The organism is Tenacibaculum ovolyticum DSM 18103, assembly GCF_000430545.1.
GTDB lineage: Bacteria > Bacteroidota > Bacteroidia > Flavobacteriales > Flavobacteriaceae > Polaribacter > Polaribacter ovolyticus.
The window spans coordinates 98874-112755 of the sequence record NZ_AUMF01000017.1 but is presented as its reverse complement, the minus strand read 5'-3'; the positions used below and the strand labels follow the sequence as shown (position 1 = coordinate 112755).

Genomic DNA, 13882 nt, shown 5'->3' with positions numbered 1-13882 from the left:
CTGATCAAGGTTGGCAATATCAAATGAAACAGTATCAATATTTATTAAAAGAAAAAGGAATTAAACAAAGTATGTCAAGAAAAGGAAATTGTTTAGATAATGCAATTATTGAAAATTTCTTTGGAATACTAAAATCAGAATTATTCTATTTGAAAAAATACAAGTCAATTGAACAGTTAAAAAAAGAAATTAGTGAGTATATAATCTATTATAATAACGAAAGAATAAAATCTAATTTAAACAAAATGAGTCCGATAAAATATCGAACTCATCATTATCAAAATTAATTATAAATTTGTCTAAACTTTTGGGTGCACTCTATTTTGCTCAGGTTTTTTTTTATTTAAGAAATTGATTTATTAAATCAATTTTTATCCTTTTAAACTAGCTTTCATAAACTCGGTATTCATACGAGCAATGTTTTCTAATGAAATTCCTTTCGGGCATTCAACTTCACAAGCTCCTGTATTTGTACAGTTTCCAAAACCTTCAGCATCCATTTGAGCTACCATGTTTAAAACACGATCTGTAGCTTCAACTTGTCCTTGTGGTAATAAAGCATACTGAGATACTTTAGCTCCTACAAATAACATTGCAGAAGAATTTTTACAAGTAGCAACACAAGCACCACAACCAATACAAGTAGCAGCATCCATTGCTTTATCTGCAGCTTCTTTAGAAATAGGAATTGAGTTTGCATCTTGTGTATTACCTGAAGTATTTACAGAAATATATCCACCAGATTGTTGAATTCTTTCAAAAGAAGTTCTATCAACAACTAAATCTTTAATTACAGGAAATGCTGCTGCTCTAAATGGCTCAATCGTAATTGTATCACCATCTTTAAATGAACGCATGTGCAATTGACATGTTGTTACACCTCTATCTGGTCCGTGAGCTTCACCATTAATATACATTGAACACATACCGCAAATTCCTTCACGACAGTCATGATCAAAAGCAACAGGCTCATCACCTAAATTAATTATTTGCTCGTTAAGCACATCCATCATTTCTAAGAAAGACATATGCTCAGAAATGTCGGCTACTTGGTAATCGACCATTTTTCCTTTATCACTTGCGTTTTTTTGACGCCAAACTTTTAAAGTAAGATTCATAATACTTTCTTATTTATATGAACGTTGTTTCAATTCAATATCGTTAAACTCTAATTCTTCTTTATGTAAAACTGCATCTGCAGGTTCTCCTTTATATTCCCAAGCAGAAACATAAGCATAATCTTTATCATTACGTTTTGCTTCCCCTTTTTGAGGCCCATCTGTTTCTGCAGATTCTTCTCTAAAGTGACCACCACAAGATTCGTTTCTATCTAATGCATCCTTTGCAAATAATTCTCCTAATTCTAAGAAGTCAGCTACTCTTCCAGCTTTTTCTAATTCAGGGTTCATTTCGTTTGCATCACCAGGAACAGTTACGTTTTTCCAGAAATCTTCACGTAAAGCCTTAATTTCAGCCATAGCTTCTTTTAAACCTTGTTCGTTACGAGCCATTCCACATTTTTCCCACATGATTTTACCTAATTTCTTATGGTAAAAATCTACAGAATGTTCTCCTTTGTTATTAATGAAGAAATTGATACGTTCTGTAACTTCCTTTTCTGCTTCAGCAAACTCTTTAGTATCTGTAGGTATTTTACCTGTACGAATATCGTTAGATAAATAATCTCCAATAGTATAAGGTAATACGAAATATCCATCAGCTAATCCTTGCATTAAAGCAGAAGCTCCTAAACGGTTAGCACCATGATCAGAGAAGTTTGCTTCACCAATACAATACAATCCGTCAACTGTTGTCATTAAGTTATAATCAACCCAAACACCACCCATTGTATAGTGTGTTGCAGGATAAATCATCATTGGAGTTTCATATGGATTATCATCCACAATTTTCTCATACATCTGAAATAAGTTACCGTATTTAGCCTCTACAATAGCTTGCCCTAATTCATACACTTTTGCTTCAGAAGGGTTTGAAATATTCTGAATTTTTGCTTGTTCTGTACCGTAACGACTAATCGCAGATTTAAAATCTAAGTAAACAGCTTCACCAGTTGCATTCACTCCATAACCAGCATCACAACGTTCTTTTGCTGCACGAGAGGCAACATCACGAGGTACTAAGTTACCAAATGCAGGGTATCTTCTTTCTAAGTAATAATCTCTTTCATCTTCAGTCAATTCAGTTGGTTTTTTACGACCTTCACGAATTGCCATCACATCTTCCATGTTTTTTGGTACCCAAATACGACCATCGTTACGTAATGATTCAGACATTAACGTTAACTTAGATTGGTAATCACCTGAACGAGGAATACAAGTTGGGTGAATTTGTGTATAACAAGGATTTGCGAAAAATGCTCCTTTTTTATGAATTTTCCATGCGGCAGTAGCATTAGATCCCATTGCGTTGGTTGATAAGAAATATACATTCCCATAACCTCCTGTTGCAATTACAACAGCGTGCGCTGAATGACGTTCTATTTCACCAGTAATTAAATTACGGGCAATAATACCACGAGCTTTTCCATCTACTTTTACAACATCTAACATCTCATGACGATTGAACATTTCAATCTTACCACGAGCAATTTGACGGTTCATAGCAGAATATGCACCTAATAATAATTGTTGTCCTGTTTGTCCTTTTGCATAAAAAGTTCTAGAAACTAAAACTCCACCAAATGAACGGTTGTCTAATAAACCACCATAATCACGAGCAAAAGGAACTCCTTGTGCTACACATTGATCGATAATGTTTGCAGAAACCTCAGCTAAACGATAAACGTTTGCTTCACGAGAACGGTAATCTCCACCTTTTACGGTATCGTAAAATAATCGGTAAAAAGAATCACCATCACCTTGATAGTTTTTTGCTGCATTAATTCCTCCTTGTGCTGCAATTGAGTGTGCTCTACGAGGAGAATCTTGATAAGCAAATGCTTTAACATTGTATCCTAATTCAGCTAAAGTTGCTGAAGCAGAACCACCTGCTAAACCTGTTCCAACTACAATAACATCAATGTTACGTTTGTTGGCAGGATTTACTAAATCAATATGATTTTTATAATCTGTCCATTTATCTTTAATTGGACCCTTTGGTACTTTTGAATCTAAAGCCATACTTGTTTCGTATTAATGATTGAAATGGTGAAATAATGCAATAATGATAAATCCAATAGGTAAACCAATTGCATAAATCTTACTGAAAGTTTTCAATCCTTTAGTGTATTTGTTATTTGCTCCAACTGATTGGAACGCAGATGTAAAACCGTGTAATAAGTGCATTGCTAAAAATACAAATGCAATAATATAAGCTCCAACTCTAATTGGGTTTACAAACTTAAGTTGTAATTCATGGAAATATCTTAACTCACCGTTATGCATTCCACTCCAATCACCTTGAATAAATTTGGTGTTAATTTCTGGAAACCAAAAATCGATAAAGTGTAATAAAACAAATGCTAAAATTGCTGCACCAGACCAAATCATGTTTCTACTCATCCAAGTAGAATTTGCTGCTCCGTTGTTTTTAGCATAACTTACTTTCTGTGCACTTTTGTTTTTTAATTCTAAGACGAATCCCATTACAAAGTGAAAAACTACCCCAAAGATTAAGACAGGTTGCATAGCGTATTGTATTAACGGGTTGGTTCCCATAAAATGAGATAACTTGTTAAACGTTGCTCCATTGTCTGGAAAAAGTGAGGTGATGTTTATTGCAAAATGTTGTAATAAAAAGAACATCAAGAAGAAAGCCGAAAGTGCCATGGCGAATTTTCTTCCAATAGAAGATTTTAATAATCCCATTATTTTTTTGTTTATTAAAGTATAATAATACAAATTTAAGCGGTACGAGGTAGTTGCACAAACTTTAGGAATTTTTTTATTAAATATTTAGAATGGGTTTAAATAGGGGAGGCTAGCTTTAGGTAGTTTTTTTGTTTAAGAATGCGCCTCAAGAAGTATCAAATTATTCAAAAATAGAATAAGTATCGAACTCGAATTTTTGATTTTGCAATTGTATTTTTAAAAGGAATATCCAAAAATTGAATTATAAAGAATAACTGTTCCTTGTACCTTAGGGTAAAGTAACTTTTGTTGGTGTTTAATAATGGGGAGTTAGGCTACAACAAAAGTTACTTTTAATTTATGGGGATTAGGTAGTTGTTAAGTTTAAAACAAATGTTTTAGAATGATATTTTGTAACTTATATTAGGAATTAATAAAGCTTCTCTGTGTTCTTCTACTTTATTATTTTTAAGATTATAACGATGTCCTTGGTATTCTTTAAAGTTTGTTGCATTAAGAATTTTTAATGATAGTCTTTGTGTTGTTTTCTTTTTGTACCATTCATAATTAACAGTAAAATGTGATATGAATCCAGCGCTAGTTTGTTCAGTAAATGGTGTTGTTTCATTGTAAATGGCATCTTTTTTATCTAAAGAAGCGGCATTATCAATAATAGAATGTCTATCACCACCTTGATAACTTAATTTAAAATTTACACCAAGTAAATTTTGTTTATGCTTTCCGATTCTAAACTCTTTACCAACCAAAGCATTAAATAAGTAGTTTTTATTGTAACGAGTGTTATACCATTTTTCAGAATCCGTTTTGTATTTAGAATTAAAAACAGAACCAGATATTAAATAGTAAAAACCATTGTTAATATATTGTTCTAGCGTTAAATCTAGCCCGTAATTCTTCCCTTTTCCTGAATTAATATAAGTATCATTAATAAACCAATCGCTTTGTAAGTTTAAAAGTGAGGTTGTACTATTTTCAATAATAGGAATGTTATAGAGATGTTGATAATATGGTTCGATTTTTAAATGTAACTTTTCTGTAATGTTCCAATCGTATGCCAATACAAAATGATGTGCTTTTGAAAAATCTAAGTCTTTGTTAGCTTGTAAAGAGGTTGAGTTTATTGTATTTGCAAAATAGATATTCAAGGCTTCAATTCTACTGTGTAGTCCGTAACCAAAACTTAATTTATTATTTTCGTTTAATTGATAACTTAAACCAAGGCGAGGTTCAATTGTAAAATTATTATTTAACGTAAATAATTGCGTGTTTATACCAGCGTTTATTTTCCATTTTTTTAAGGAAAAAGAAGAGTTTGTATAGGCAGAGGCTAAAGAGGTAAAACCATTTTCTGAAACTATGGATTTTAGATTGTTTGTGCTATCATCAGTTTCTTTTAAATCTATATTATAACCTAAACCTCTTATGGTAACACCTGTTTTGTTTGTGTGTTTTGAACTAAATTTTTTATTAAGGAAAGATTTAAAAGTAATATTATAATTACTATTATCTATTTTGTTTTTGGGTTGTAATATTGATGCATTGTCAAGTCTATCGGTTTTTAAGTTTAGACCATTTGTTGATACTGCTAAAGTCGTATTTAAATAAGCCAAATTTTTAAATACAACTTTATGATTTATTCCAAACGCACCCATATATTGTTTTGCTTTTTGTTTTTCAATATCTGTATAATAGTTACGTTCATTTACTTTAGTTTTTGGTGAACTTCCCGATTTATCTAGCAAGCCAATTCCCCAAACAGAAAATTTACCAGATTTTTTGGTGTGAAAGTTTAATTTAAAAGATAAGTCTTGGTAGTTTGTTCCTTTGGCATCTTCTGGAAGTAGCGATGACATTAACGCTAGTGTAGAATATCTGTAATTTACTAAGTAAGAAGAGTTATTGCTTTTTGTTAAGGGGCCTTCTGATGCAAAATCGATTCCAATGGCACCAACCTCTATACTGTGTTCATGTTTTGAATTATTCCCTTTTCGCATTCTAATATCAAAAACACCAGATAACGCATTGTTGTATTCTGCAGGAAAAGCACCTGTGTAAAAATCAGAATTTGCTAACAAATTACTACTTAAAGCTGTTAGTCCACCACCACCAAAAACACCTAAGTTTGCAAAATGATTAGGGTTTGGTATTTCTATTCCTTCAATTTTCCATTGTAAAAATTTTGGAGCATTACCTCTTATTACAATAGCGTTATTACCAACGCTACTAGAAACACCCGGAAAAGAAGAGGCTAAGCGAGCAGGGTCGTCAAACCCTCCTGCGTATCTATTTGCTTCTTCAACACTTAGCATTCGAGCACTAACTGTTGCCATTTTATTAATTGGTTTTTCTTTAACAACTCTTGGCTTTAAGACTACCTCATCTAGTGAGTAGGCGTTTTCGGTAAGCCCAATTGATAATATAACCTCTTTAGATGATGTAACAACAACCTCTGGTTTTATAATTGCTTCATAGCCTATGTGAGATATTTCTAAATCATATCGACCAATGGGAACGTTTTTAATTGTAAAGTCTCCATCAAAATCAGAAACAACTCCTATGGCTGGATCTGTATTAAGAAGTACTATTGATACACCTGGAATTGGTTGTTGAGAAGAAGTGTCTACTATTTTTCCTTTAATATTTTGTGTTAAACTTTGGGCATTTAAAATAAGTGATAAAAACAAAAAGAAGGGCACTGAAATATACTTATGCATTCTGAGTCGTAATTTATGTGAGTTACAAAATTAGTACGACTGCTAGTTTTTTATGTTCTGAGTTATCTAATCGAACCAATTTTTAAATAAAACTCAAACGTTTGTTTTTAAGGTGTTTGTTGTTTGTTTATGGTGCGTGTTTATAAAGAAGAACTACTTTTTTTGAATTCAGAAGGTGTTTGAGCGCTAATTTTTTTAAAGGTAGTATTGAATGAAGTTTTAGAGTTGAAACCAGATTCATAAGCAATGCCAAGAATAGATATATGGTTGTAGTCTTTGTTTAAAAGCAGTTCTTTTACTCTTTGAACTCTGTATCTATTAACGAACCAAAAGAAATTTTCATTGAACCCTACGTTAATTACATATGAAAGTTGATGAGGAGTAATTTTTATCAATTTAGCTAAGCTTACCAGCGTTAATTCTGTATCGAGATAAGGTTTTTTATTTTCCATAACATCAATAAGTTTAGATTTGGTAAGTACTAAATTTTCATCTGAAATAATTTTCCTTTTTTTGGGTGTGGGTTGTTGTTCGGTTTTAATAATAAGATTTCTTTCTTTTTCATTTAAAAGAAAAATTTCTTTTTGCTTAAGTGTATTAGAGGCAACAAAAAATATAATTAGTATCGATACAATATTGGCCATTACATTTAAATATTCTCCATTAAAAGCTAAATTGTAAATCCCGATAAAAATACTAAGTAAAAATATAGCAATAATAATATACTCTATCCATTTAAGATCTACTTCGTTTGTATTAGATGAGAATAAGCGAATACTCTTTTTGTGATGTTGAATCTTTATGTAAGAATATATAGTGAAATATAGTGCCTGAATAATAATGAGTATACTTAATAAAGAAGGTATTAAGGTGTTGTGTTTGTTGTAATTTTGAAAAATTAAACCAATAAGGAATGTGAAAGGTAAGATAGTGTATATGAGTTCCTTTTTTTTGAATTTAAAATCTGGATTTGAATAATATTCGATGCTAAAATAAAAGACCAAAGGTGTTAGAAACTGAAAGAATCGAAGCGGTATTAAGGGTATATTATTAAGTGGATTAAAACTTGTTAGAATAAATATTTCCTCAAGCCAAAAAGTAGACCATAAAAAAAGAAATACGCCGAACCATAAATTTGCTTTTTTATTAACTTTTAATGGATTTATGATTAATAGAAATGAAAGCAAAATTAGAGCACCGTATATAATAATTAGTATGAATGAATTTATTCCGCTCATTAATATCTTTTGTTAGCTATGTTCTATGGTTTATGTAAGGAATAACGAAGTTATTAGAAAAAAATTGAAAATCAAATTAAACTTAGCAAGGTGGCAAGCTCTTTTGGTTTTTCTAGAGGAATCATATGTCCACAATTTTTAATAAAAAGATACTTTCCTTTGTGTATTTTATTAGCGAATTCTTTTAAAATTGTAGCAGAAGCAAATAGATCGTTTTCAGCAGCAATGAATACTATAGGTGTATGTAGTTCAGAAACTTGTTTAGCTATGTTTAATCTAGAAGATGTGGTTTTTAATTGACGAATTAAAACGGATTTACCTAAATCAGTATCCATTTTTTTTATAACTGATATAATTGTTTCGTTTTTGTGATTACGAGGGTGTAAAAATTGTTGAATTCTTTGTTTTGATATCCCTTTATAGGTGTGTTTTTCTAAAAAATCAATAGTGCTTTTTCGTAATTTAATTTCCTTTTCATTTAATCCGTTTACATTTGCGGCAATAATTACTAGTCTCTTTATCTTTTCGGGATAATGAACTGCAAAGTTTAATGCAGAAAACCCACCTAAAGAAAACCCTACAATTATAGCAGGGGCATTAATTTTGGAAAGAATTATTTTATTTATTTCATCAAAAGATGTTGCAGAAGTAATATCAATGTGAACAGGTGTTACGTTTTTTAAATTAGGAAAAACGAATTGCCATAAATCAATAGTGCACATGGTGCCAGAAATAAAATATACTTTTTGCATCTATTTTTTATAATTAGAATTTACTAAGCATTTATTATTTTCCCATTTTCCTTTTAAAGACTCTTGTAAGATGGGTGAGTTTTTACAAGTTAAGAAATTACCATTATTGTCTTTTTTAATTACTTTTAATTTCCCAGAATGAATAGCATTTATAACCTTGTAAATTAAACCATTTTTGGCTGCTTTAGTGTTTTTTCTACTTAAGGTGAGCCCAGCTTCGTTGTTAAACAAATCCATAGTTGTGGCTATTTTGTCAGGAACAGTACCGTCTTCCAATTTATTTTTTTTATAGGTTTTGTAATTTTCCTTCTCATGTGCTTTACCTAAAGAGCGAGCTGCGTTTTTACCTATTTCTTGCCGCAAGCTAGCCATCCAAAAGGCATGACGAAAAGCATCTACTTGACCGCCATTGCTATCACCATCTAATAAAGGAGAGTTTTTAATAGAGTCGGCGACTCTGTAGGCTTCTTCTGAAATAATTTGTGCTTTTTTCGCTTTTAAAGGATGAAATAACACCCACATTCTTTTAGATGGAGATAGTTTTTTAAATTTTTGCCAATTAGATTGAGAAAAGCACGAAGTACTTATGAGGATAAATAAGAGTACAAGTTTTTTTAACATGTAAGCACTAGTTTTTATTATTAACTTGCTCTTGTAATTCTACTAATTTACTTTCTAAGTCGTGTAGCCTATCATAAACGTCAACAGGTTCAGGCATTTGTTTAGAAGCAAACATAGTAACATACCAAACTTCCATAATTTCCTCAGCATTTATAGTATACATAGGGTAATTGCCATCTTTATTATCACTTTTTAAAATAAGTTTACCTCTTTCTTTAATTCTATTAATAACACGTTTTAGTACTATCCCGTCATTTTTAGTAACAATAATGTATACACGGCCATCTTTTATGTCGCTAAGGCTTTCTACGTATTTACCAAAAACAAGATCACCATCAAAAAAAGTGCGTACCATAGAGTTTCCTTGTACTTCAAAACAACGAAAAGTACCATTGTTTAAATGGGGCATGTTAAAAGATGGTAGCTGTTCTATGTAATTTGAATCTCCATAGCCAGTTAAATAACCAGCTCTAGCTTGTATAGGTACGTATATTATATTTTCATTCCCTGTGTTATTTACTGCAACAACTTGTGGGACTCCCGAATATGTTGGATTATTTTTTACGTCAGAAGTTAGCATTACTTCACTTTTTCCGAATAAATAATCAGGATTAATATTAAATTCATTAATAATAGCCGTAAGTACATCATACCCAGGTTTGGTCTTTTTTCTACTTCCGTCTGCCTGTGGTCTCCCGTTAATTATGCTGTCTACAGTGGTTCCTGTAACGCCAATTCGTTTTGAAAAAGAAAAATTATTTAAATTAAAAGTGTCTCTAATTGTTGTTATTTTTTCTGAGATTTCCATGCCTGCTATATTTCAAGATAAGTTAAACAATTTACAAAATAAATCAAACTTTTGTTTTGTTGTTTTTGTAAAATGTGTTATATTTGCAATGTAATTAATCGCAAATATACGTAAAAACTTTAAAAATCAAACATTTGTGTAGTTTTAGCGATTGTTTTTTAAGATTTCAACTTGATTTTCTTCACTTTTTTGAAATCTATACTCGTTTATTCAAACATTCTTTTGAATAAAATCCACATCAAGAAAAAAGAACTGTTAGGAAAGCAACTAAGCAGGGCTCTTTTTGAGCTTGATTAAAAATTAATTAAAAATTTTAAAAAATGAGTAAAAAACCAATCAAGTCAAACCTATTTAGGTTTGTAACATTACGTAGTCCACAATTAATTGAAGACAAAAAAATAGGGTTTGTTTCTTTTCCTGAAGGCCAAGGTTTAAATAACAAGGCGCTTGCAGCAGTTAAAGAAACAACAACGGTAGCGGCCAGAAATACAGCTTTAAAAGGTGCTTATCGTACAGGGTTTACTCCAGTGGCAGGTAGGAAAGAAATTAGAAACGAGCATAAACATTTGTATGAGTTTACAAGTTGGTTAATGCGTAATAAATCGTATTTATCTTATGCTAGTATAGAGGCTAATTTATTTGGAGCTAACGTACTTAGTGTAGAAGAAGAACTTGTTGTTTGGGATAATTTGTTTTACCAAACAATACATAAAAAATCAATATCAGTTCGAGAGCGATTAATTCAATTATTAATCACGAATCAATTTTTAAAAGCTTTTATTGCTTTTAGAGATAGTTTTTCTTCAGAACAGGGTGGGGAAATTGTGTTTACAGATGAAAATGAAAAAGAATTTGTACGTAGAGCTAATGCGAGTGTTATTATTCCTAAAGAGGTAATTATTTCTACGCAACAACAATCAAAAAAAGCTGTTGCAAAACCTTCTTTAGAGGCATCAAATTATATGCAGGCTAATTTAGAGGTAGCCTTAGCTAAAGATAGAATTAGGCAGCAAGAAGCATCGTTAAAAGAAATAGTACAAGTAGAAGTTGCTTATAAAAAAGCAGAAAAATTAAGATATGATGCAGCATTAAAGATTTATGAAACAACTATAGATCAAATTCAGCAAGATGCGGTGCCAGAAGTACAGACAATAGTAGATTCAAAAACAGGTTTTCAAAAGCGGTTAAAAACGTATCCAGAATTACAATTACCAAAATTTGAATTTGAAAAAGAGACAGAACTGGTTAAGAGTGATGGAGCAGTTTTTTCAGCAAAAACATTAGAATTGTTAAATTCTGATGAGCTGAAGGTGTATGATACTTTTTCAGAGGTAAAAGCGGTTTTGAAGAGTAATGTAAAGAAGGAATATCAATTAGTGTATCAAAAAACACCACAAGATATTAAGGAAGTCGCTGTAAGAGGAGCAAAAATACCTATTGATCCAATGAAAGGAGGGCAATTGTATTCTTTTACAGGTATGGTAATGCCTTTTAGAGTAGGGAATAAGAGTGCTATGTCTATGAGTTTAAATGCAGGCTATGCTAATGCGTCTGTTACAGGTGTTACTTACGAGCTGAAAAAAACAGATGGGACGTTAGTTGCTTCTGGTACCGAGGTTAGGGTATTTACAGGTTCAAGTAATTTAGTTAACCTAAGTTTTTTTTCCGATGGAGAAAATTTAACTTCAGGAATGCGTGTTTTTTCTGGTGAGCTAATGTTAAGTAATGGTGTAGCGTTAGAATTTAATGCAGTATTATTTGTAGATACGTTAGGTAATTCAAGATCTACTGAAGGTCGTGGGTTTATGGGAGATTACTCTGGTGTTGCTACAAAAGTTGTGGCTGGTGAAGGTGATGCGAGTACAGGTGGTGATATTCCTGCAGGTGATGCTTTAGAAGATGTAGGAGATGGTGTTTTATATGGTATATCGCAATTAGGGATTGCAGATTTTAGACGTGTAGAGCAAGAGGTGTGTTGTTATGTGCCAGGTGAAGTGTCGCATATCGAAAATATTATGGCGCGTGAGTATAAAGAACGCTCTACAAGAAATTTAACATCTGCTGAGCAAACTACAGAAAAGAGTTCAGAAAAGGAGGTTGAAAATTTAACCGATACTAGTTCTACTGAGCGTAACGAGCTGCAGAGCGAAACATCATCTATTGTAAATAGTGATAATGCAACTAGTTTCGGAGCAAATGCAAGTGTGACATCTGAGTTGGGTTTTGGTACGCTTAGTACAGGTGCTAATTTTAATTCATCATCATCTAATTCAGCCTCAAACTCTAATTTAGAAGCGCAAACCTATGCGCAAGAAGTTACAGAGCGTGCTTTAGAGCGTGTGGTACAAAAAGTAAGTACAAAGCGAACTTCTAGGGTTTTAAAAGAGTTTGAAGAAAATAATACACATGGTTTTGATAATCGTAAAGGAGATAAGCATGTTACGGGAGTATATCGTTGGGTTGATAAGATTTATAAAAATAAGTTAATTAACTACGGTAAGCGCTTAATGTATGAATTTGCACTACCTGAACCAGCTAAGTTTTTTATTAAATCATACTTAGATGTAGGTGGTAATGATGACAAAACTCCTGAAGGGTTGATTATTCCAAAAAAACCAATTCATCCTAGTAAGTTAACAACTGGGATAAAAAATGCTGGAGAGTTAAGAGAAAATAATTATCAAAGATTAGCAGCTGAATATAATGCAGAGGTACCTACTTTTTTAGAGGAGGATATAAAGGTAAATAAATCATTTAAGGTTAATTATAAAAAAACTACTGGAAGTGGTGCGCAAGAAGGAGATTCAATTAGCGATAAAATAGATTTACCTAAAGGATATGTTCTTGAAGAATATATAATTTCTGGAGGTTTTTTCTCTGATGGGGCAGGGGATGTGAATGGAGGTGAAGTATATATCTCTGTGGGAGGAGAAACGTATTATACAAAAGGAAATAAAGTTTTTAATTTTGAATCAAAAAAATACTCATTGTTCAGTAAGGGGATTAAAGATTCTTTAGCTGTGTCAGCTGCTACGTGGGATATGTTTTCTATTAGTTTTAATGTTGAGGCTAAATGTAAGGTTTCAGATGAGGCTAATCAACAATGGCAAAACGAAACTTATAAAGCGATTATAGATGCTTATAATGAGCGTTTACAAGAGTATAATGAGTTTATTGTAAATCAAAATATAGGAAAAGAGCCTAGTGAAAAGAAAAAGGAATTAAGCTCTCAAATTAATCGTGGTATTGAAAAACGTGAATTAAAACGTATTGCGATTGATTTAATAGCTAAAGCGCATAGTGTTGAGGTTTCTCGAGATAATTACAGAGATGATAAGGGTATTATAAGCAATAAGTATGTGGCTAGGTCTTCAGATTTTGATGAGCATGCCAGAACTGTGAAGTTCTTTGAGCAAGCGTTCGATTGGGAAATTATGGCGTATACATTCTATCCGTATTTTTATGGAGCAGAAGGTAATTGGGATGCTAATTTTGAATATAACGAAGGTAGCGACCCTATTTTTCAAGCTTTTTTACAAAGTGGTATGGCGCGTAGTGTGGTGCCAGTACGCCCTGGTTTTGAGGAAGCAGTAAACTGGTATATGAAAACTGGTGAAATTTGGAACGGACAAGGTATGGTTACCGATACCGATGATGATTTATATGTTTCAGTTGCTGAGGAAATGCAAACGATTGAAGGTGAAGTTGAAGGTGTTTGGGAAACACGTGTGCCTACTTCTTTAACTGTTTTGCAAGCAGATTCTGTTGCCTTAAACGAGGGAGGTTTACCATGTAATCCAGATTGTGGAGAAGGAGGTATGTTTGATTCTGTAAAAACATCACCCGACGGTGTTGATTTTGATATTGTTGGTCAAAATAACAATGTAGCATAAGTACAGAAAGAGGCTATCTGAATAAT

Annotated in this window: 10 protein-coding genes; 2 read left to right on the top strand and 8 right to left on the bottom strand. The window is 32.1% G+C overall.

Features of this window, described 5'->3' with window-relative positions; genetic code table 11:
* On the top strand, positions 1 to 287 hold a 287-nt coding region (locus H518_RS0106660; RefSeq protein WP_028888334.1), incomplete at its 5' end, for an IS3 family transposase.
* Positions 288 to 371: 84 nt separating this feature from the next.
* On the opposite strand, the gene H518_RS0106655 is transcribed toward H518_RS0106660, so the two are convergent.
* The 8 genes from H518_RS0106655 to H518_RS0106620 form a co-directional block, all read right to left on the bottom strand.
* Positions 372 to 1118 carry a succinate dehydrogenase/fumarate reductase iron-sulfur subunit gene (locus tag H518_RS0106655; RefSeq protein WP_028888333.1) on the bottom strand — a complete coding sequence of 249 codons (747 nt, stop codon included), beginning with the start codon at positions 1116 to 1118 and terminating at the stop codon, positions 372 to 374.
* Positions 1119 to 1127: 9 nt separating this feature from the next.
* On the bottom strand, positions 1128 to 3140 hold the full coding sequence (locus H518_RS0106650; protein ID WP_028888332.1) for a fumarate reductase/succinate dehydrogenase flavoprotein subunit: 2013 nt from the start codon (positions 3138 to 3140) through the stop codon (positions 1128 to 1130).
* 12 nt (positions 3141 to 3152) lie between these two features.
* The gene (locus tag H518_RS0106645; RefSeq protein ID WP_028888331.1) at positions 3153 to 3830 is read right to left on the bottom strand and encodes a succinate dehydrogenase cytochrome b subunit; all 678 of its coding nucleotides are present in this window, start codon (positions 3828 to 3830) and stop codon (positions 3153 to 3155) included.
* A 377-nt stretch (positions 3831 to 4207) separates the two neighbouring features.
* The gene (locus H518_RS0106640) at positions 4208 to 6544 is read right to left on the bottom strand and encodes a TonB-dependent receptor (RefSeq protein WP_028888330.1); all 2337 of its coding nucleotides are present in this window, start codon (positions 6542 to 6544) and stop codon (positions 4208 to 4210) included.
* 140 nt (positions 6545 to 6684) lie between these two features.
* Positions 6685 to 7782, bottom strand: a complete 1098-nt coding sequence (locus tag H518_RS0106635; protein ID WP_043706642.1) for a helix-turn-helix domain-containing protein — start codon at positions 7780 to 7782, stop codon at positions 6685 to 6687.
* 71 nt (positions 7783 to 7853) lie between these two features.
* Positions 7854 to 8534: an alpha/beta fold hydrolase gene (locus tag H518_RS0106630; protein ID WP_028888328.1), complete on the bottom strand. Its 681-nt coding sequence runs from the start codon at positions 8532 to 8534 to the stop codon at positions 7854 to 7856.
* Positions 8535 to 9155, bottom strand: a complete 621-nt coding sequence (locus H518_RS0106625) for a DUF6973 domain-containing protein (RefSeq protein WP_028888327.1) — start codon at positions 9153 to 9155, stop codon at positions 8535 to 8537.
* A gap of 7 nt (positions 9156 to 9162) precedes the next feature.
* The gene (locus tag H518_RS0106620; protein WP_028888326.1) at positions 9163 to 9963 is read right to left on the bottom strand and encodes a LexA family transcriptional regulator; all 801 of its coding nucleotides are present in this window, start codon (positions 9961 to 9963) and stop codon (positions 9163 to 9165) included.
* A gap of 320 nt (positions 9964 to 10283) precedes the next feature.
* On the opposite strand from H518_RS0106620, the gene H518_RS20440 reads away from it, so the two are divergent.
* On the top strand, positions 10284 to 13856 hold the full coding sequence (locus H518_RS20440; RefSeq protein WP_051263694.1) for a hypothetical protein: 3573 nt from the start codon (positions 10284 to 10286) through the stop codon (positions 13854 to 13856).
* Positions 13857 to 13882 lie beyond the last annotated feature (26 nt).